General features: G+C 50.5%; 15 protein-coding genes and 1 other RNA gene. 11 read left to right on the top strand and 5 right to left on the bottom strand.

Annotation, left to right across the window (positions count from 1 at the left end; all coding sequences use genetic code 11):
- Positions 1 to 147: 147 nt before the first annotated feature.
- Positions 148 to 1,554 carry a diaminopimelate decarboxylase gene (gene lysA, locus NDA01_RS04940; protein ID WP_348227082.1) on the bottom strand — a complete coding sequence of 469 codons (1,407 nt, stop codon included), beginning with the start codon at positions 1,552 to 1,554 and terminating at the stop codon, positions 148 to 150.
- A gap of 101 nt (positions 1,555 to 1,655) precedes the next feature.
- On the opposite strand from lysA, the gene rimI reads away from it, so the two are divergent.
- The 10 genes from rimI (at position 1,656) to NDA01_RS04890 (ending at position 13,100) form a co-directional block, all read left to right on the top strand.
- A complete protein-coding gene (gene rimI / locus NDA01_RS04935) occupies positions 1,656 to 2,261 on the top strand; it encodes a ribosomal protein S18-alanine N-acetyltransferase (RefSeq protein ID WP_348227081.1) in 606 nt (201 codons plus the stop codon).
- Positions 2,262 to 2,472: 211 nt separating this feature from the next.
- Positions 2,473 to 4,941 carry an ATP-dependent Clp protease ATP-binding subunit gene (locus tag NDA01_RS04930; RefSeq protein ID WP_290227205.1) on the top strand — a complete coding sequence of 823 codons (2,469 nt, stop codon included), beginning with the start codon at positions 2,473 to 2,475 and terminating at the stop codon, positions 4,939 to 4,941.
- Between the two features lie 92 nt (positions 4,942 to 5,033).
- Positions 5,034 to 5,855 carry an SDR family oxidoreductase gene (locus NDA01_RS04925; protein ID WP_348227080.1) on the top strand — a complete coding sequence of 274 codons (822 nt, stop codon included), beginning with the start codon at positions 5,034 to 5,036 and terminating at the stop codon, positions 5,853 to 5,855.
- A gap of 105 nt (positions 5,856 to 5,960) precedes the next feature.
- A complete protein-coding gene (groL, locus tag NDA01_RS04920; RefSeq protein ID WP_348227079.1) occupies positions 5,961 to 7,646 on the top strand; it encodes a chaperonin GroEL in 1,686 nt (561 codons plus the stop codon).
- A 221-nt stretch (positions 7,647 to 7,867) separates the two neighbouring features.
- Positions 7,868 to 9,079 (top strand): magnesium/cobalt transporter CorA, encoded by a 1,212-nt coding sequence (corA, locus tag NDA01_RS04915; RefSeq protein ID WP_348227078.1) that lies wholly within the window; start codon positions 7,868 to 7,870, stop codon positions 9,077 to 9,079.
- 3 nt (positions 9,080 to 9,082) lie between these two features.
- A complete protein-coding gene (locus tag NDA01_RS04910; protein WP_348227077.1) occupies positions 9,083 to 9,730 on the top strand; it encodes a hypothetical protein in 648 nt (215 codons plus the stop codon).
- Positions 9,731 to 9,791: 61 nt separating this feature from the next.
- An RNA gene (gene rnpB, locus NDA01_RS04905) (RNase P RNA component class A) lies at positions 9,792 to 10,247 on the top strand.
- Between the two features lie 335 nt (positions 10,248 to 10,582).
- Positions 10,583 to 11,173 carry a hypothetical protein gene (locus NDA01_RS04900; protein WP_190431369.1) on the top strand — a complete coding sequence of 197 codons (591 nt, stop codon included), beginning with the start codon at positions 10,583 to 10,585 and terminating at the stop codon, positions 11,171 to 11,173.
- A gap of 85 nt (positions 11,174 to 11,258) precedes the next feature.
- A complete protein-coding gene (gene rnc, locus NDA01_RS04895) occupies positions 11,259 to 11,993 on the top strand; it encodes a ribonuclease III (protein WP_190431974.1) in 735 nt (244 codons plus the stop codon).
- A 36-nt stretch (positions 11,994 to 12,029) separates the two neighbouring features.
- Entirely contained in the window at positions 12,030 to 13,100 is a 1,071-nt protein-coding gene (locus NDA01_RS04890) for a Gfo/Idh/MocA family protein (protein ID WP_348227076.1), read from the top strand.
- On the opposite strand, the gene NDA01_RS04885 is transcribed toward NDA01_RS04890, so the two are convergent.
- The 4 genes from NDA01_RS04885 to NDA01_RS04870 form a co-directional block, all read right to left on the bottom strand.
- Positions 13,069 to 15,261: an ATP-binding protein gene (locus tag NDA01_RS04885; protein ID WP_348227075.1), complete on the bottom strand. Its 2,193-nt coding sequence runs from the start codon at positions 15,259 to 15,261 to the stop codon at positions 13,069 to 13,071. The genes NDA01_RS04890 and NDA01_RS04885 overlap by 32 nt on opposite strands.
- A gap of 312 nt (positions 15,262 to 15,573) precedes the next feature.
- Positions 15,574 to 16,758 carry an NAD(P)/FAD-dependent oxidoreductase gene (locus NDA01_RS04880; protein ID WP_348227074.1) on the bottom strand — a complete coding sequence of 395 codons (1,185 nt, stop codon included), beginning with the start codon at positions 16,756 to 16,758 and terminating at the stop codon, positions 15,574 to 15,576.
- Complete coding sequence (locus NDA01_RS04875) at positions 16,755 to 18,152, bottom strand: AtzE family amidohydrolase (RefSeq protein ID WP_348227073.1); 1,398 nt, start codon at positions 18,150 to 18,152, stop codon at positions 16,755 to 16,757. The genes NDA01_RS04880 and NDA01_RS04875 overlap by 4 nt, the downstream gene beginning before the upstream one ends.
- Positions 18,149 to 18,337, bottom strand: a complete 189-nt coding sequence (locus NDA01_RS04870) for a DUF4089 domain-containing protein (RefSeq protein ID WP_190431374.1) — start codon at positions 18,335 to 18,337, stop codon at positions 18,149 to 18,151. Before NDA01_RS04870 ends, NDA01_RS04875 begins: the two co-directional genes overlap by 4 nt.
- A gap of 476 nt (positions 18,338 to 18,813) precedes the next feature.
- Here NDA01_RS04870 and NDA01_RS04865 point away from each other — a divergent pair, with 476 nt between their 5' ends.
- Entirely contained in the window at positions 18,814 to 19,071 is a 258-nt protein-coding gene (locus tag NDA01_RS04865; RefSeq protein ID WP_190431375.1) for a DUF7219 family protein, read from the top strand.
- The last annotated feature ends 23 nt before the right edge of the window (positions 19,072 to 19,094 follow it).

Below are 19,094 nucleotides of genomic sequence, written 5' to 3'. Positions count from 1 at the left end.
CCTCAACGGGGACAACTGAGAGGCTGTGCAGCCTTCTAGCCTCCCAGTTGCCAGTCAAGAATATTTCGGTTAAGCCTTGTGCAAGTTACTGCATGGCTACCTGATCGTGAAGAAACTAGCAAGCTAGCTCCAAATCAGGTTGGCGGGTTAGGCCGTTAATCCGCTCAGGCGCTCTGGTAGGCGATCCTGTCGAATTAGATCTTGGTAAGTTTCCCGCTGCAGGATCAGGTTGGCTTCTCCAGCTCTAACTAAAACTGCTGCCGGGCGAGGCAACCGATTGTAGTTAGAAGCCATGCTGTAATTGTAGGCTCCTGTGCCCATTACGACGAGAGTATCGCCGGGTTCCGTTTGGGGCAGGCTGGCTTCTTTGATCAAGATATCGCCGGATTCACAATGCTTGCCCGCGATCGCCACCGTCTCAGACATGGCCGCTGACATTTTGTTCGCAACCACAGCCCGATAAACTGATTGGTAGGTGATCGGTCTGGGGTTATCAGACATGCCACCATCGACCGTGACATAGGTGCGAATGTCAGGCACCGTCTTCTGGCTACCCATTGTGTAAGCCGTAATGCAAGTAGGACCGACGAGCGATCGCCCTGGTTCGGAAAGGAGTTTTGGTAGGGCAATATTTTGGGCTTGGCAAGCTGCCGCGATCGCCTCACTGATCACCTTTACCCAAGCGTCAATGCTGGGAGGGTCATCGGATTCGGTGTAGCGAATCCCTAAACCACCGCCAATATTGAGCTCTTGAATGGAGAGACCATAACCTGCGGCTTTACTTAGCCACTGCACCATTACCCCTGCTAAATCTTGGTGAGGTTGTAGTTCAAAAATTTGGGAGCCAATGTGAGCATGCAAGCCAGCACAATTTAATGTGGGCTGCTGACTAACGAAGGTAAAGACTTCATCCAGTTGGTTGGGATCAAAGCCGAACTTGCTATCTAAGTGCCCAGTGCGGATGTATTCATGGGTGTGGCACTCGATTCCAGGTGTTAAGCGCAACAGAATGCGGATGGGTGTTTCTCTAGCAGGCATCCCAGCTAGGGTTTTCAACTCCAGCCAGTTATCCACCACAATGTTGCAACCCGATTCCACCGCAAACTCAAGTTCTGCAACTGATTTGTTATTGCCGTGAAAATAGAGCTTGTCGGGGCTAACTCTTGCTTGCAGTGCTGTGTAAAGCTCGCCGCCAGAAACGACATCAATACCTAATCCTTCACTAGCTGCGATCGCGCAGATGGCTAGACAACTCCAAGCTTTGGAGGCATAAAGAACCTGAGATTCGCCGGGGTAATATTGATTAAAAGCATCACGGTATTGGCGGCAGGTTGTGCGTAGCGTTTCTTCATCCACAACGTACAGTGGCGAACCAAACTGCTGCACCAATTCCGTAACGTCACAACCCCCAACTTCCAAGTGATCCTGCCCATTGACTTGAGCGGTCAGGGGCAAAAGGAATTGGTTTGGGGATCGGGTTGCCGCAGCATCTCCAGGGGCAGGTAAATACTGACGGCCAGAGTTCTGAACCTCCACAGAGTAAGTCGATACCATTGCGTAATAGTTGTCCTTGTTAGTTGACAGGCGTGAGTGCGTCTTGTTTCTCAGTGTACAATTGAGGGCTGTGCATCCAGAGCTTTCGACCCAGACTTCTCGTGAATTTCCTGGATCTCCAATCATTAACTCCAGAATTGTTGCCCGCCACTCTAGTCCTCGATCAGTTGTGTTTCGGGGGCCTATGGACTTTGGAGGGTTATCGAAGAGAACTAGAGAGCCCAAACAGTGAATTATTAGTCCTGCAAACCAGCCAAGCTCACCAAACTTTAGAGAAACAGCCTATAGAACTGGAATCTAAGGATGATCCGGCTGCTCCACTCGTTGGTTTGGGCTGCTTTTGGGCGATCGTCGATGAAGCTCACATCACCATCGTAGCGGTGCATCCTAACTACCAAGCTCAAGGATTGGGCCAAACTCTCTTGTATGCGCTCCTTAAGAAAGCGCGACAGCGAGGTTTAGAGCGAGCCACTCTAGAAGTTCGCGCCTCTAATCAACCTGCATTGTTACTTTATGAGAAGTTTGGCTTCCAAGAAGCAGGGCGGCGACGGCGTTATTACGAAGAAACCGGGGAAGATGCCTTGATTTTGTGGCGTGGTGGGCTACAATCACCTGAGTTTGGTCAAGCACTTATAGATTGGCAAGATCAGGTTCAGGCTCGGCTACACCAAGCAGGGTGGCACTTGCCGGAACTGGGCAATCCTTGAGCTTGGAGAACTTGGGGCTGACCCCTTGACTTTGTAACAAATCTTTGTCGAAAATCTCCCTTCGGAAGTAAATATTCAAAAACTTCAGCGATCGCCACCTTGAATTGGGATCGCTCGGTCTGTATTGCTGCTATCTTGCGGATGATAGCAGCAAAATTTCCCTATGCTAAAATCAGCGTACCGGCAACGCAGCAGGTGATGGATACACGCCATGTTTGAACGCTTTACAGAGAAAGCCATTAAGGTAATTATGTTGGCCCAAGAAGAGGCTCGCCGCCTTGGGCACAACTTTGTAGGTACAGAACAGATCCTCCTGGGTCTAATTGGAGAAGGGACCGGCGTCGCCGCCAAAGTACTGAAGTCTATGGGTGTCAATCTCAAAGACGCTCGGATTGAAGTAGAAAAAATCATTGGTCGAGGTTCTGGCTTCGTTGCTGTAGAAATTCCGTTCACTCCTCGCGCCAAACGTGTCTTGGAACTGTCCTTGGAAGAAGCTCGGCAGTTGGGACACAACTACATTGGCACCGAACACCTGCTCTTAGGTCTGATTCGGGAGGGCGAAGGCGTTGCAGCTAGAGTGCTGGAAAATCTTGGAGTTGACCTCTCCAAGGTACGGACACAAGTCATCCGCATGTTGGGTGAAACCGCAGAAGTTTCAACAACGCCAGGGGGCGGTCGGACGAAGACTCCTACCCTGGATGAATTTGGCTCTAACCTGACCCAAATGGCGGCGGAAGGAAAGCTCGATCCCGTCGTGGGTCGTCAGAAAGAGATTGAGCGCGTCATCCAAATCTTGGGCCGTCGGACCAAAAACAACCCAGTCTTGATTGGGGAGCCAGGGGTCGGTAAGACGGCGATCGCCGAAGGTTTGGCCCAGCGCATCGCTAACAACGATATTCCAGACATTCTGGAAGACAAGCGCGTGGTCACACTCGATATTGGTTTGCTGGTAGCAGGCACCAAGTATCGAGGTGAGTTTGAAGAACGCTTGAAGAAAATCATGGATGAAATCCGTTCTGCCGGAAATGTCATCCTGGTAATCGATGAAGTTCACACCTTGATTGGTGCAGGGGCGGCTGAAGGCGCGATCGACGCAGCCAACATCCTCAAGCCTGCCTTAGCCAGAGGTGAGCTGCAATGTATTGGTGCTACCACCTTGGATGAATACCGCAAGCACATTGAGCGGGATGCTGCGCTAGAGCGTCGCTTCCAGCCTGTGATGGTGGGTGAACCCAGCGTGGATGAAACCATCGAAATCCTACGCGGTTTGCGTGAGCGCTACGAACAGCACCATAAGCTAAAAATTTCTGATGCTGCCTTAGACGCTGCGGCTAAGCTGTCGGATCGCTACATTTCCGATCGCTTCTTGCCTGACAAGGCGATTGACTTGATTGACGAAGCGGGCTCTAGAGTCCGTTTACTAAACTCGCAATTACCTCCTGCTGCTAAAGAACTCGATAAGGAACTTCGTCAAGTTCTGAAAGAGAAAGATGATGCAGTGCGGGCACAGGACTTTGATCGGGCGGGTGAGTTGCGCGATCGCGAAATGGAAATCAAAACTGAAATCCGGTCGATCGCTCAAACCAAGAAGGCTGAACCTGGCAATGAAGATGCTTCTCCAATGGTGGATGAAGAAGACATTGCTCATATCGTGGCTTCTTGGACAGGTGTCCCTGTGAACAAGCTCACCGAGTCTGAGTCTGAAAAGCTGCTCCACATGGAAGACACCTTGCATGGGCGTTTAATTGGACAGGACGAAGCGGTTAAGGCTGTGTCTCGTGCCATTCGTCGAGCACGAGTTGGCTTGAAGAACCCCAACCGCCCGATCGCGAGCTTTATCTTCTCCGGTCCTACCGGGGTTGGTAAGACTGAGTTGACCAAGGCATTGGCAGCTTACTTCTTTGGTTCCGAAGATGCCATGATCCGTCTTGACATGTCGGAATACATGGAGCGTCATACCGTTTCCAAGCTAATCGGTTCGCCTCCGGGCTACGTTGGCTACAACGAAGGCGGTCAGTTGACTGAAGCAGTCCGTCGTCGGCCTTACACAGTGGTGCTGTTCGATGAAATCGAGAAAGCCCACCCGGATGTGTTCAACATGCTGTTGCAGATCTTGGAAGATGGTCGTTTGACCGATGCCAAGGGCCGCACAGTAGACTTCAAGAACACGCTGCTGATCATGACCTCCAACATCGGTTCTAAGGTAATTGAGAAGGGTGGCGGTGGTCTCGGCTTTGAGTTCTCAGCAGAGAGCCAAGCTGATTCTCAGTACAACCGCATCCGCTCGCTGGTCAACGAAGAACTGAAACAGTACTTCCGCCCAGAATTCCTTAACCGTCTTGACGAGATTATTGTCTTCCGTCAACTTACGAAGGACGAGGTCAAGGAAATCGCCGACATCATGCTAAACGAGGTCTTCCGTCGTCTCGGCGAGCAAGGCATCACGCTGGAAGTCACTGAGCGGTTCAAGGATCGGTTGGTGGAAGAAGGCTACAACCCCAGCTATGGTGCTAGACCGTTACGTCGAGCCATCATGCGGTTGTTAGAAGATAGCCTCGCTGAAGAAATCCTCTCTGGCCGAATCCAGGATGGCGACACCGCCGTTATGGATGTAGATGAGGGTCAGGTGAAGGTGCTGAAAGGTGAGAAGCGCGAGCTACTGCCTCAAGCGGCCGAATAGCCTTTAGTTCTGAGAAATAACTAATAGTTAAGCGGTAGAGCGTTAAATCCTCTACCGTTTTTTTGTGTTTGCTGAAGAAGAAAGGAGGATCTGTGAAAGTTGCAATTATTGGCTGTGGGTATGTCGGGATGGCAACCGCTCGACATTGGCAGCAAGCGGGCTGGACTGTCACGGCTACCACAACCAGCGTGCCGCGTTTGTCAGAACTGGAGGCGATCGCAGACCATGCCGTTTTAGCCCAAGGCAATGATGAAACCTCACTAGCTGAGGCTTTGGCGGATCAACAAGTCGTGCTGCTGAGTGTGGGGGCGCGTACCCCTAACAGCTATGAAGAAACTTATCTGCACACCGCCAAAACTTTAGTTAAGGTTCTCGCTCAAACGCCGAGTGTGCAGCAACTCATTTACACAGGGAGCTATGCCGTTTATGGTGACCAGCAGGGCAATTGGGTAGATGAAACCTCACCCGTTCAACCTGCCAACCGCAACGGTGAAATTCTGGCGGAAACTGAACAGGTATTGCTCAACACTGCGAATTCTCAACTCAAGGTTTGTGTACTGCGGCTAGGCGGTATTTATGGGCCAGGACGAGAACTCCAGCGAATTTTTGGGCGAGCGGCGGGCACGACTCGACCAGGAACAGGAGCAGAGCCGAGTAATTGGATTCACCTAGATGACATCGTGGGCGCGATCGCCTTTGCCCAAGAGCACCAACTCCAGGGAATATATAATCTGGTGCAAGAAGTGACGCTAACCAGTCGAGAACTGATTGAGCAGGTGTGTCAGCGCTACAATCTAGCCCCTGTGAATTGGGACGAATCGCAACTTAGTGCTCGCCCCTACAATGCGAAGGTATCTAACCAAAAGCTCAAAACTGCGGGATACCGATTCATCCATCCTGAATTGCAAGTGTAAGGCGATCGCTGGTTTAACCCTGCTTATTTCTACAAAGAAGGCGATCGGTTTAGCACTCATTCCGATAGAGTGCTAAATTCTAGTTGGAAGCGTAGGGAACGAAATATGGCAAAAATTGTTGCATTCAGCGAAGAATCTCGGCGAGCGTTGGAACGAGGTGTGAATGCGTTAGCAGATGCCGTTCGGATTACTCTAGGGCCCAAAGGCCGCAACGTGGTGCTAGAGAAAAAGTACGGGGCACCTCAGATCGTTAATGACGGTGTCACGATCGCGAAAGAAATTGAACTCGAAGATCCTTTAGAGCAGACGGGAGCCCAGCTAATTCGGGAAGTGGCTTCTAAAACCAAGGATATTGCTGGGGATGGTACCACGACTGCCACAGTGCTAGCCCAAGCTCTGATTCGAGAAGGCTTAAAGAATGTGGCTGCGGGTACTAATCCGGTGAGCCTCCGCCGGGGGATCGAAAAGGTAGTAGCTCTCTTAGCAGAAGAAATCAGAGCGGTCGCGAGACCCGTTGAAGGAGACGCGATCGCTCAAGTTGCCACTGTTTCTTCCGGTGGTGATGAAGAAGTAGGAGCCATGATTGCCGAAGCCATGAATCGGGTGGGCAAAGATGGCGTAATCACCGTAGAAGAATCGAAGTCTCTATCTACCGAACTTGAAGTCGTAGAAGGGATGCAGTTCGACCGGGGTTACATTTCTCCCTACTTCGTCACCGATGGCGAACGGATGCTGGTGGACTACGAAAACGCCCGCATTTTGCTCACAGACAAGAAAATTGGTTCCATCCAAGAGCTAGTGCCTGTTCTGGAGAAAGTTGCTCGCTCTGGTCAGCCGCTATTGATTATTGCTGAGGACATTGAGGGTGAAGCCCTTGCTACCTTGGTAGTCAACAAAATGCGGGGTGTCTTGAATGCTGCTGCCGTAAAAGCTCCCAGCTTTGGTGAACGCCGCAAAGCCATGTTGCAAGATATTGCCGTGGTGACTGGCGGCCAGATGGTTTCTGAAGATGTCGGCCTGACCTTGGATGCCGTCTCTCTAGAGATGTTGGGAACCGCTCGGAAAGTAACGATCACTAAAGACAACACCACGATTGTGGCTGAGGTTAGCGATCGCACAAAATCTGACATTGAAAAGCGAGTCAGCCAAATTCGCCAAGAGCTAGAAAGAACCGACTCAGACTACGACAAAGAAAAGCTGCAAGAACGCCTCGCTAAGTTAGCAGGTGGCGTGGCTGTGATCAAAGTCGGGGCAGCGACTGAAACCGAACTGAAAGACCGGAAACTGCGGATCGAAGATGCTTTGAACGCTACCAAAGCAGCCGTAGAAGAAGGCACAGTACCCGGTGGTGGGGCTACCTTGATCCACTTAACTAAAAAGGTGGAAGAAATCAAAGCCCAGCTAAACGATGAAGAGAAGATTGGGGCTGATATCGTGATTAAAGCTTTGGAAGCACCTTTGCGTCAGATTGCTGACAACGCAGGGGTTGAAGGCTCTGTCATCGTGGAAAAAGTGCGTGACATGGACTTCAACATGGGCTACAACGTCATTTCTGAGAAGTTCGAGGACATGATCGCCGCTGGGGTGATTGACCCTGCTAAAGTTGTGCGATCGGCGCTGCTAGATGCGGCTTCTGTCGCTAGCATGGTCTTGACCACAGAAGCTGTGATCGTCGAGCGACCTGAGAAGAACCCTCCTGCTGGTGCTCCAGATATGGGCGGCATGGGCGGTATGGGTGGCATGGGCGGCATGGGTGGCATGGGTGGTATGGGCGGCATGGGCATGATGTAGGCCTGCTGCTACAACGCTAGTTTGAACATCTAAACTCATTGGAGCAGTAGCTATTACAAGCTGCTGCTTTTTTAGCTTTAGGCGTAAAACTTCATCCCATGAGATTTCTGGACTTGGGTGGAGTGAACTTTGCCCAACCAGCAAAATTAACGTCCTGGAATAGTACTCAATCCTGATTGAATTGCTTAAGATGGCGGTGCGCGTCTTGTCCAAAACTCTCTATGTCTAACCGACCGAGTCAACCATTGCGTGGTTTCAATTCCCAAACTCCTAAGAACGCTTTCGACTTGTCTGAAGCAAGTCTTTTAGGAGACGAACCGTCCTATATTGACTATTTCTATGACCAGCCCGGGAGCATGCCCGGAACGCTCAAGATTGAGGTCGATGCGCCCCCCCCAGTCATAGTTCTGATTGACTACAGTGACACCAAAGCGACAAAAGTAGAGATTGAAGCACCAGAAGACTGTGAGCCTTACCTGGATACTGAATCAGTGTCTTGGGTGGATGTGAAAGGGCTAGGCAGTGAGGACATCTTGAAGCGGTTAGGCCATGTATTCAATTTGCATCCGCTCGTCCTGGAAGATATCGTCAACGTGCCGCAGCGACCCAAGGTTGAAGAGTACGAAGACCAACTGTTAATCGTAGCGCGGATGGTAACGCTGCAAGCCAACGGGCAAAGCTTCATTAGTGAGCAAGTGAGCTTTATCTTGGGGCAGCATTATCTGTTGACTGTACAAGAAGAACCAGACCATGACTCTTTCGGGCCAGTCCGAGAGCGAATTCGCTGTAATAAAGGAACGATTCGGAAACAAAAGTCTGATTACCTCACCTATGCCCTCTTAGACTCGATTATTGACGGGTTTTTTCCGGTTTTAGAAGCCTATGGAGAACGGATTGAGGAGTTAGAAGACGAGGTTGTCTCAAACCCTACCAGACAAACCCTCGAAAAAATTCATGGAATCAAGCGAGAACTGCTGACCCTACGCCGCTCTATTTGGCCTCAACGCGATGCCATTAACATGCTAATTCGTGACGGCAGTGACCTGATTAGCCATGACGTGCAGATTTACTTGCGGGACTGCTATGACCATACAGTTCAGGTGCTTGACATGGTGGAAACCTATCGAGAGTTAGCTTCTAGCTTGATGGATGTCTACCTATCCTCGGTCAGCAACCGCATGAACGAGATTATGAAAACTCTCACAGTGATTTCAGCCATTTTTATTCCCCTGACTTTTGTGGCTGGTATTTATGGCATGAATTTCAACACAGAAATCTCTCCTTGGAATATGCCTGAGTTGAACTGGTACTTGGGGTATCCAACCTGCTTAGCCTTGATGTTGCTGATTACAGTGAGCCTCTGTGCTTTTTTCTGGCGGAGGGGTTGGTTTGAAAATATTTCTACGGTCAAGTCTACGGCCAAAGATGATTGAGCAATGAATCAGTTTGATCTGCTGATTTTAGCCATTTACATTATTTGCGTCACCTATGTGATCAACGAGGCGATCAAATCGCTGGATGCACGATTCACCGTGCGGTTTGAGCCGGATGACTTGAAGCAGCAATTGCAAGAACAAAATTTACAAGACACCCTGGGGGTTGGTTTTGGCTTGGCTGCACGCTACACCAAGCCAGATGAGCTGCAAAAGCTGCCTATCATCATTAGCAACCGTTCTAGTCGCTACTCTATCTATGTGGATTGGGACCACAGCTCCTTTGCCGATTTTGATGGGCGATCGCGACGGGTGATCCGGTTGATGCCAGGATTAACCACAGATTTATTTCAACCGCAGGTCTTTAGTGTGATTGCTCCAGGCAAAACTCTCAAGGAGGCTGTAACCGCAGAAGATACGCTAAAGCGCGAATCTGATGCGGGTGCGGTCAAGATGGGTGCTCCTTTAGTGAACTTAGCGAGTCTAAAGACTGCTATGGACAAAAAAGAATTTTCCTTAAGGCTGGTTTTACGAGTCTTTGATCCGGTCGGGGGCGGTGGGGGCGATCGCTTCCATGTGCTGTCTTGTAAATTTACGGCGAGACGCTTGCCTTGGACGGATGCCCTCCCTTGGAAACACCTGAAAACATAACCCGACAGTTTTGCCATGATACTTTGGCTGTTCCACGGCTTGTTAAACTGGATGGTTAGGAAGAGTTGGTGTAGGTGGTTGCGGACTTGGTAGGAGTGAGAAACTCATTCCAGCGCGCTAAGGCATCGCGCTTTAAGCCAGTCTGAGGAAAGTCCGGGCTCCCCAAAGACCAGACTTGCTGGGTAACGCCCAGTGCGGGTGACCGTGAGGAGAGTGCCACAGAAACATACCGCCAACGGAGATCTTTTTATTTTTAATGAACAAGTTCATTAAAAATAAAAGAAATCACGGGTAAGGGTGCAAGGGTGCGGTAAGAGCGCACCAGCAGCATCGAGAGGTGCTGGCTCGGTAAACCCCGGTCGGGAGCAAGGTCGCGGGAACAAGGGTTGGTCTTTTTCCTGTTCCTAATGCAAATACCGCTAGAGGCGTTTGGTAACAAACGTCCCAGATAGATAACCGCCTTCCAAGGTGCCTAGCACTGAGGAAAACAGAACCCGGCTTATGTCCAACTCTTCCGACTCCTTAAAATCAAGCTTTTAACTTGGGTTCTGGCTGAAGTTTTATCTATTTCTCATAAAGTTTACGTACTTGTATTGAAGTTGCTCGCCTCAACGCCAGCCAGCCAGTTCTGGGCTTAGAGCTGTTGGCTTGGGAGTTTACGGATTTTTTAGATTCAAGAAGCCATTGTGTAGATTATTAGAAGTCTGGGGTTCATCGCTAGGCAAGGTATTATCCCTGCTCTAAGATGAAGGCATTCTGACTTAGAAAGGTTTGCTTAGATACATATCTGGTTCAACTGAACCAGGCTTGTGGATGGCGAACCCTAATTTTTAATGAGGTGGATCAAAGCCTGTGCCACACTGCAACCCTATCCTCGCTGTGAGTGAACAGAAAAAATGTGGACTGATCCTCTGCAAAGCCTATCATGCTGATTTTGCTGGGCCTGGGGCAGCGGTAGGGAGCCCGGTTGAGCAAGGCTATAACGTTGTAATTGCCATTGGTTCGCCTGAATTGGTTCCGGTCGAAACCTTTGAGGAACGGCAGAAAGCTTATGGGCGACGGATTCAGTGGATGCGGTGGCTAGAAAGAATTACTAACTATTCTGATCCAGCTCTGAGAGTCGAAAAGTTATTGGCTGGGTTTGAAGCGTTTTTTAGCCGTCAAGTTGTCCTTGAACTGCCTGATGAGGTGTTGGCACTTTTAGTCGGAGTGCTACCGCAGACTGTCAATGCTGTTCGATCGCAACAATACGGCTTCTGGTATACCCATCAAAAAAAGCAAGCTTCGAGCTGGCAGCAGTTATCTCAGCCTGTGCTGGTGCCGCGATCGCAGCGTGAACCTGCCGGATCTACAACCGATTATTGTTTTTTTGACGCTACAAGCTCCTATTTGAGCGTCTACAATTTCAATCAGAGTATTCATCAGCTACCTTGCTCTGCCTAAACTCGTCTGAGGGGCTCACTCTCCCTGAGACAGAACCCTACGGTTGGCAGTAGCAAGTGGGCTCAAGTCACTGATTGAGTTTGAAATGACAACCTTGGGCTACCCGCATCGTCAGCAGCAACTCCAGAGCCTACTGCGAAAATTGGCTCTACCCGAAACAGCCCCTGTTCAGTGGTCACTTTTGGATTTAGCGCTAACGCATCCCACGATCTCAGCCGAGTCGAATTACGAACAACTAGAGTTTGTGGGGGATGCAGTGGTTCGGCTGGCTGCTTCTGAACTGCTGTTTGAAACCTATCCGGATTGTCCTGTGGGGGAGTTTGCCGCAATTCGGTCGATGTTGGTCAGCGATCGCTCCCTGGCTCGCATTGCCCAACACTACGGCTTAGAACGGTATCTGTTGGTTTCCGGCAGCGCTTTGGGTGACAAGGCTGGGGAAGAGTCCCGCTTAGCTGAGGCGTTAGAAGCCCTCGTCGGCGCACTGTACTTGAGTACCCACACCTTGACGTTGATTCGCTCTTGGCTAGACTTTCACTTTAAGGCATTCGCGATCGAGATTCGTACCGATCCGGCGCGGCAAAACTACAAAGCGGCTCTACAAGAATGGACTCAAGCTCAACATAAAAGCTTGCCCACTTATCGCACCCAAGAAATTGGCTTAATGCATGGTGATCCAAATCGCTTTGCGGCTGAGGTTTGGCTACAAGAACAGTTTTTGGGGCGAGGCACTGGACGCTCGATTAAAGCTGCGGAACAGGCAGCCGCGCAAGCAGCCTTCCTTCAACTGACACAGCCTGCATCTCACTCAGAAGATAATTGAGACGCACACAAGCCCTGGGATGGAAGGACCAATCAAATGACGAATCGAATTGGAATTGCGGTTATCGGTGCGGGGCGTTGGGGAGTGCATTTGGTGCGGAATTTCTTAGAGCACCCTCAAGCTCGTTTAGTCGCAGTGATTGATCCTGATCCAGAGCGTTTAGCCGCCCTACGCCAACGCTTTAATTTCGACGAGCAAGTGATTTTGGCAACTGATTGGTCAGCGTTGCCGCCGCCGCCTGAACTAGCAGCAGTCGCGATCGCCACACCTGCCACCACTCACTATGCTTTAATCACCACTGCCTTGAAGCAGGGGTACCACGTTTTAGCGGAGAAACCTCTCACTCTAGCGCTATCCGAATCGCAACAACTCTGCCGTTTAGCGGCAATGCAACAACGACAACTCGTGGTGGACCATACCTATCTATTTCATCCGGCGGTAGAGCGGGGGCGAGCGGTGGTGCGCTCAGGTGTATTAGGGGAGCTCAGGTATGGGTATGCAGCCCGTACTCATCTAGGTCCCGTGCGTCCCGACGTAGATGCGCTTTGGGATTTAGCCATCCACGACATTGCCATTTTCAATACTTGGCTGGGAGAAACCCCAACTCAAGTGCAAGCTCAAGGTCAGGTCTGGTTACAGACGCGATCGCCCAACCAAGATTACTTCCCCCAAGGTTTAGCAGATTTAGTTTGGGTGACACTGGTTTACCCAAGCGGTTTTCAAGCTTCACTGCACTTGTGTTGGCTGAATCCAGATAAGCAGCGACGGTTAGGAGTAGTGGGCAGTCAAGGCACTCTGGTATTTGATGAACTAGCAATTGAAGCTCCACTTACCATTCAACATGGTCAGCTACAACCCCTTGCCAGTAATCAACTCAGCCAAGCAGAGCTTGCGCCAACTTACTACACCCCTATAGAGCAGCGTCGCGAAATTCTGAGCCTAGAACCTGGTGAACCGTTACAGCAAGTCTGCACTCATTTTTTAGATTGCGTGCGTCATAATATTGCTTCGCCAATCTCTTCTGGGCTGGTGGGGGCTGAGTTGGTGCGGGTGCTAAATGGCCTAACTGAGTCACTTAATCAATCGGGACAACTAGTGCTGCTTTAGGAATACTGCGCCTGTGGCTGGGCTCCTTCAGTTCTGACTTGGATAACTGTGCCCCATCTATCACAGGTAGGGTGATTTCCACAGTTGTCCCTTGGTCTAGCCCAGCACTATCTAAGGTGATGTTGCCACCCATTAGTTCCATAAAATTGCGTGAGATCGCCAAGCCTAAGCCTGTGCCCTCAAACCGCCGGGTGGTAGTGCCGTCGGCCATCACGAAAGGACGGAAGAGCTTAGGAACCTGAGTCGGCTCAATACCAACCCCTGTGTCTTGGACGGCAATGACTACTCGTGCACCTCGATGCCCATTTTGAGTGCCTGTGGTCGGCTCAATCCGGAGTAAAATCTCGATTTTTCCTTGCTCGGTAAACTTAGTTGCATTACAAACCACATTGAGCAAAACCTGTTTCAATTTGGCTGGGTCTGCATAAACTGCAATCGGTTCTTTCAAGTGAGGAAAATCTAATTCTAGGCCTTTCTGCTGAATCGGCACGCTTTGTAAAGCAATCACATCTTGGAGAATGGTACGCAAATCGATCGCTTGCAGATCGACTGAGAGGGTCCCCGCCTCGATTTTGGCAATGTCCAGCAAATCGTTGATCACATCGAGTAAGTGGATGGCTGCGTCATCTGCGCGCTGCAAAAATTCGTTTTCTTCTTCGCGATCGTCACAGCAGCCATCTCGCACCAGACGAATGCAACCAATAATGGCGTTTAAGGGGGTGCGTAATTCGTGAGACGTGTTAGCCAAAAATTCGCTTTTGAGTCGGTTAGCCGCTTCTGCCTCCCGCCAAGTTGCTTCTAGTTCTTCAGCCCGTTCTTCCAGCCGCTCCACCATACTATTGAGCGCTTTAGCCAGTTGATTGAGCTCCCGAATTCTAAAGTTGGTGGGAGCGCGATCGCTAATGCCTAGAGGCTCTGTGATGCTCAATGAAGAACTTCCTTCTGGAAGCGCCGAGTGAAGCGTTGCGTGCTGATTTGTCTGAGCCGAGTTGGTTGGATGGGAATCAAGTGAAGCAGGACTATCAGCCGCGATCGCCGTGGAACTAGTTTGGGATGAGGTTGCAGTATGACGCTGCTGGATATGTAGAGCATAGTTGCCTAATTGCTCTAACGGTCGCGATAGTTCCCGTGCTACGTATAGGGTGGCCAGTAAGTTCGCCGCTATCAGCCCTAACGTCAGCACCACTAGAATCTGCTTGATTTCGTCGAGACCATAAAGGGCATTGTCAATCCGAGTCACAGCCAGCACGACCCAAGTATGGTTTTCGGATTGGTTAATGGGCACCCGAATCGGACTGTATCCAGCCAGCCATTCGGCACCGTTGTCTTCAAACCCAAATAGATGCCGCACATCTGAGTTGCCGTCAACAACCGCGTTGTGCAAAATTCCCTCTAAACGGTTAGAATCCGCCTCCTGCCGAATATTTTTGCCAATTCGGACTGGATCGGGATGCGCCAAGATTGTGCCATCTTGATCGATGACCACTGTGTAGCCAGAGAGCGAACCCGGTTTATCGCCCTCTTTCTGATGCAGCGCGGTCTGAACGCTAAGAGCATACTTGAGCTGCCCCTTGTCACTGTAAATTGGCACGCTGAGAACCAAACTGAGCTGACCTTGGGGATGGTTAGCCTGATTAATTTGGCTTGCTGGGGTGACATAGGCAATGGAGCGACCTGGCCTTAACTGCTTCTGATCTGGTGGCCACAACTGATTGACACTGCCAGAACTGGGAGTAGTCGCAAAAGTATCGGGCTGTGAAGTAGAGGGGGCTGTGGCAGAAAGCAGTTGTAGTTGAGTGCCACAGGTACTTAGGGCCAGCTTTCTCGTTTGAATCTCGGTCAGCTGAATGCACTGAACTTGCGTGGGGATCGTTTGCTGCAACTGACTTAAGGATTGCCGAGCTTGGGCTAGCGAGCCTGACTGTAGGGCTGAGGTTTCACTAGCGGTAATTAAGTTGGCTTGTAAGGCTGTGATCGAATCTTTGATATCATTGCCTTTTCGCACTGCACTTTCGGTTAGATTGCGGCGAGCTGTTTCTAATAAACTGGAGCGCGCCTTCTTGTAGGTCACAACTTCCCCTAGCAGCAGCACTGGGACGCTGAGCAGCAGAATGCAGGATAACAAAACACGACGGAAAGAAGATTGACCTAGCTTAGCCATAGGAAGTCTTTAACCTAAGGTGCAAGACCCAGCGATGAAGGTGCTTTGCAGGATAGACGCAGATGGGAGTTGACGCTTGCGCTACAAAATGAATTGTGCCGTCAAGACTGACTGAGCAGAAATGACACAATCTAGCCTGGATAAGTACGTACCTAGTATAATCACCCATTCTAAATGAACTCTATTTAAGCTGGGTCTACTGTGTGAGCTATTCTTGGCTTAAACTCAGGCACTTGAGCGTTTTAGAACTCTACCCTGTCTTAAAAAGCCGCCATTGAGCGTTTGATGGACCTAGTTTATCGGGTTAGTTGGTTAAGTTACAGGCGTAGCGAAGCGAGCTGGCGAAAGTTGCGCCAAAATTGAGTCTGTTTCGCCTGAGGCAGCTTCAGCAAACCGTTCTGCTAAAGGAGGCACGATCGCGAAGGGGTTGCTGAAGCCAGAGAAAACGTGTAACCCAGTGGTTTCGGGAACCGCCCCAATTAAGGGGAGGCGATCGCGGCTAAAGGCAACCAAGCATTGCTGCCATTGACCAGGGAGATTTTGCAAACTTGGTAACACCTGGCCAACTGCTGTCCGGATGGCGGCTTCGCTGGCCACAGCATCCACTTGAGCTTGTGGATTACTAAGGACCCGGCTAATTTGCCCCAAGCGGAGACTGCCATTTGCCAGTTGCACGGCACCTGCATCCAGAACGAAAGGCGATAACTCTGTATCCGGTTGCTGCCACTGCTGCTCTTTATCAGTTGTGCTGGCTTGCGCCTCTAACTGAAAACGCTGCATCTCTGCTGTCATTACTAGCGTTCGTAGCTGGACATCAACTGGGGGTGTCTCGATTAGTTCAGCATGGGTAAAGTAGAGGGGCACTGTCAATCCTGCTTCGGCCAACAAAGCTCGGCTCCAGCCACCCGCACAAATCACGACATTGGCGGCTGTATAAATCTGCTGTGTCGCGATCGCCCCTGTAATGCGCTGGTTTTGTCGCTGCAATCCCATCACTGAGTCGATGACAATTTTGCCGCCCGATCGCACAAAGGCTTGCTGATAGGCTTGGGTCATGGCTTCTGGGTCAACCTGACCGTGGCGCACCGTAAAGGCTCCGGCGATCGCCTCAGGATTTACCAAAGGCTCTAACTCGCAGGCTTCAGCCACGCTGAGCAAACGGGGGGGAATCGCGTAATCAGCGTAACTAGGAGCAATAGCAGTGGGGTCGCGATCGGCAGCCACCGTGAGCAACAAATCTAATTCCCGAAAGTGAATTTCTGCTCCTAGCTCCGCTGCTAAGTTGGGATAGCGCTGCCAACCTGCTTGACAAAGTTGTCGAGTTAAATCGGTTGTACCAGACCAATAGGCAATGCCGCCATAGCTTAACCGAGTTGCCCCTTGTAAGGTGCCATGTTGCTCGATGAGGAGCACAGAAAACTGTTTCTGAGCAAGTTCATAACTCAGGGCTGCTCCTGTGACTCCACCCCCGATCACAATCCAGTCGTATGTACTCATACCTCGATTCGCGGTTGAACAATAGGCGCAGATACGATGCCAGCCGCTTCTAAGAATGCGGCTACACGGAGAATTAAGGCTTCATTATAAGGTGCGGCTATCAGTTGCACGCCTAGAGGCAACTGGCCTGGCCGCTGAATCGGCACTGATAAGACTGGTAGCCCAATAAAAGACAAAGGCTGAGTAAATAAGCCTAAATTGGGTCGAATGAGCATCTCGACTCCATCAATCACGATGGTTTCTTGGCCGATCAAGGGAGCAGGATAAGGGGTTGTGGGAGCCAAGATCAAGTCCACGGTTTGAAAGATCTCTTGCACCTGATGCCGAAACCAGCGGCGAAAGCGTTGGGCCTGGAGATACCAATGAGTTGGAATTAAAGATCCAGCTAGAAAGCGATCGCGAGTCGCAGGGTCGAAGTCTTGGGGTCGCGATCGTAAGTTAGCCGCATGAAAATTAGCGCCTTCCGCTGCGGTAATGACAAAAGCTGCGGCTCTAGCTCGGTGCGCCTCTGGTATGGTGATGCGCTGAGTTGCGCCTAAAGCGGCTGCGACTTGGTCCACCACTTCTAACGCTTCTGGGATCGCGCCTTGGGCAAAATAGTCAGTTGCGATCGCGATTCTCACTCCGTCAAAGCCTTGCTGGAGTTGGGGCAGACATCGTTCAGGCGCGCGATCGGTACAGACGGGATCGCGGGGGTCGGGGCCTTGCAACACATCAAAAACAGCGGCTAAATCTCGTAGTGAATGAGCAAAAGGTCCAATATGATCAAAGCTACTGGAAAACAAAACGGTGCCAGCGCGGGATAAACGCCCATAAGTAGGTTTGAGGCCAAGCACGCCACATAACGCCGCGGGCACCCGGATAGAGCCGTTCGTATCAGACCCTAAGGTCAAGGGAACGCAACCCGCTGCCACTGCCGCTGCTGAACCTCCAGAAGAGCCACCTGCCACCCGATTTAGATCGTGAGGGTTGTGAGTCGGTCCATAATGGCTGTTCTCGGTGACAAAGCCATAGGCATACTCGTCCATGTTGAGCGTACCCAGCAAAACTGCTCCCGCTTGGCGCAACTTGGCTACTGCTGTTGCATCGGTGGTGGCAGGTGCTTGTTCCGCGTTGATCTTGGAGCCTGCTAAGGTGGTCAAACCTTGAACATCAAACAGATTTTTGACCGCAAAGGGCACGCCAGCTAAAGGCCCAGGATCTCGCCCTTGGGCGATCGCATGGTCAATCTGCTCAGCGGTTGCCAAAGCCGTATCTGCTATCACTGCGGTAAAGCAGTTGAGGTGCTGATTTAGTTCCGCAATCTTTGCCAAAGCCGCCGCCGTAACCGCTTTAGCTGTGACTTCGCGATCGCGGATTGCCGCCGCTATGCTCGTAGCATCTGCTGGCCTCATGGGACAAAAATCGGAGCAGCTTCAATTTGATCGGGGAGCGGAAACTCCAGCACTAGCTCCGCGATCGCCTGAATGCGAGCAAAGTTGGTGACGACACTAGGGACACCTTCTGGGTCAAGGGGCAAATCGATCAAGCTGGCCGCAGCGTGAACGTAATCCGTTGGGTCAATAGTGGCGTTTGACATGGTTTAGTTAAGACGTGGCTAAGCCTATAGTAATAAATTTGCGTGATCTCTCAGGGTTGGAAAAACAAATCTCGGCGCAGGTAGATGGCTCAATCTTCGCTTCAGAGAGTCAGTATTAAAACCTGCAAAAATGCTGTGACGAGCGAATAAGCAACTCTACTTAACTGGATTTCCTTAATCTATTCTTAACTGAAGTAAAACTTGTTATTCTAATGAGTCCTGCTGCGAATCACCGCCTCACGGCTGCTTTAAAGCTAAGAAATATATATGTATTGACTATTACTGGAGTGGGAGCACTTTTTGGTTAAGATCTGGTTAATAAGTAATTAAAGATCCATTAGCTTTTTTTGATAAAACCCTGGCTTCTGAAATCTGTTCAGATCTTCGAGCCAGCGATCGCCGCAGGAACTTGTATCAGGGGCTACAGGGTTAACAACTCAGACAAGATAACAATTTAAAAACTCAGGGAGGAAACTGTGACAGAACGCTCTAACTTTCTCTATCCGCGTAGTCGTTATCATGGCGAAGTGAAGCCAGAAAACTTAGTTTTCAACGCCAACTTGCAAGAGTTCGCTCAACGAGTTAGTTACATCTGTTGCTTAGAGACAGGTGGCAAGCTCACGCCTGAGGAGTCCTACAAGCAAGTGAAGGCGCTGTGGAAACAGCTGAAGCGGACCAAGAAGCAGCTAGGAATTGGGCAGAAGCCTTTTCATCAGCAAGACGAGGGCTTTTAACCAAGGTTTTGAGCCAAGTCTGT

The organism is Trichocoleus desertorum AS-A10, assembly GCF_039962155.1.
Lineage (GTDB): Bacteria > Cyanobacteriota > Cyanobacteriia > FACHB-46 > FACHB-46 > Trichocoleus.
The sequence above is the reverse complement of the archived record's forward strand: the minus strand, read 5'-3'. Positions and strand labels throughout refer to the sequence as shown.

Excerpts from the sequence above, each read along its gene's own strand:
- lysA (WP_348227082.1), bottom strand. The coding sequence starts at position 1,554 with ATGGTATCGACTTACTCTGTGGAGGTTCAGAACTCTGGCCGTCAGTAT.
- NDA01_RS04930 (WP_290227205.1), top strand. The coding sequence starts at position 2,473 with ATGTTTGAACGCTTTACAGAGAAAGCCATTAAGGTAATTATGTTGGCC.
- groL (WP_348227079.1), top strand. The coding sequence starts at position 5,961 with ATGGCAAAAATTGTTGCATTCAGCGAAGAATCTCGGCGAGCGTTGGAA.
- corA (WP_348227078.1), top strand. The coding sequence starts at position 7,868 with ATGTCTAACCGACCGAGTCAACCATTGCGTGGTTTCAATTCCCAAACT.
- NDA01_RS04910 (WP_348227077.1), top strand. The coding sequence starts at position 9,083 with ATGAATCAGTTTGATCTGCTGATTTTAGCCATTTACATTATTTGCGTC.
- rnc (WP_190431974.1), top strand. The coding sequence starts at position 11,259 with ATGACAACCTTGGGCTACCCGCATCGTCAGCAGCAACTCCAGAGCCTA.
- NDA01_RS04890 (WP_348227076.1), top strand. The coding sequence starts at position 12,030 with ATGACGAATCGAATTGGAATTGCGGTTATCGGTGCGGGGCGTTGGGGA.
- NDA01_RS04885 (WP_348227075.1), bottom strand. The coding sequence starts at position 15,261 with ATGGCTAAGCTAGGTCAATCTTCTTTCCGTCGTGTTTTGTTATCCTGC.
- NDA01_RS04880 (WP_348227074.1), bottom strand. The coding sequence starts at position 16,758 with ATGAGTACATACGACTGGATTGTGATCGGGGGTGGAGTCACAGGAGCA.
- NDA01_RS04875 (WP_348227073.1), bottom strand. The coding sequence starts at position 18,152 with ATGAGGCCAGCAGATGCTACGAGCATAGCGGCGGCAATCCGCGATCGC.
- NDA01_RS04870 (WP_190431374.1), bottom strand. The coding sequence starts at position 18,337 with ATGTCAAACGCCACTATTGACCCAACGGATTACGTTCACGCTGCGGCC.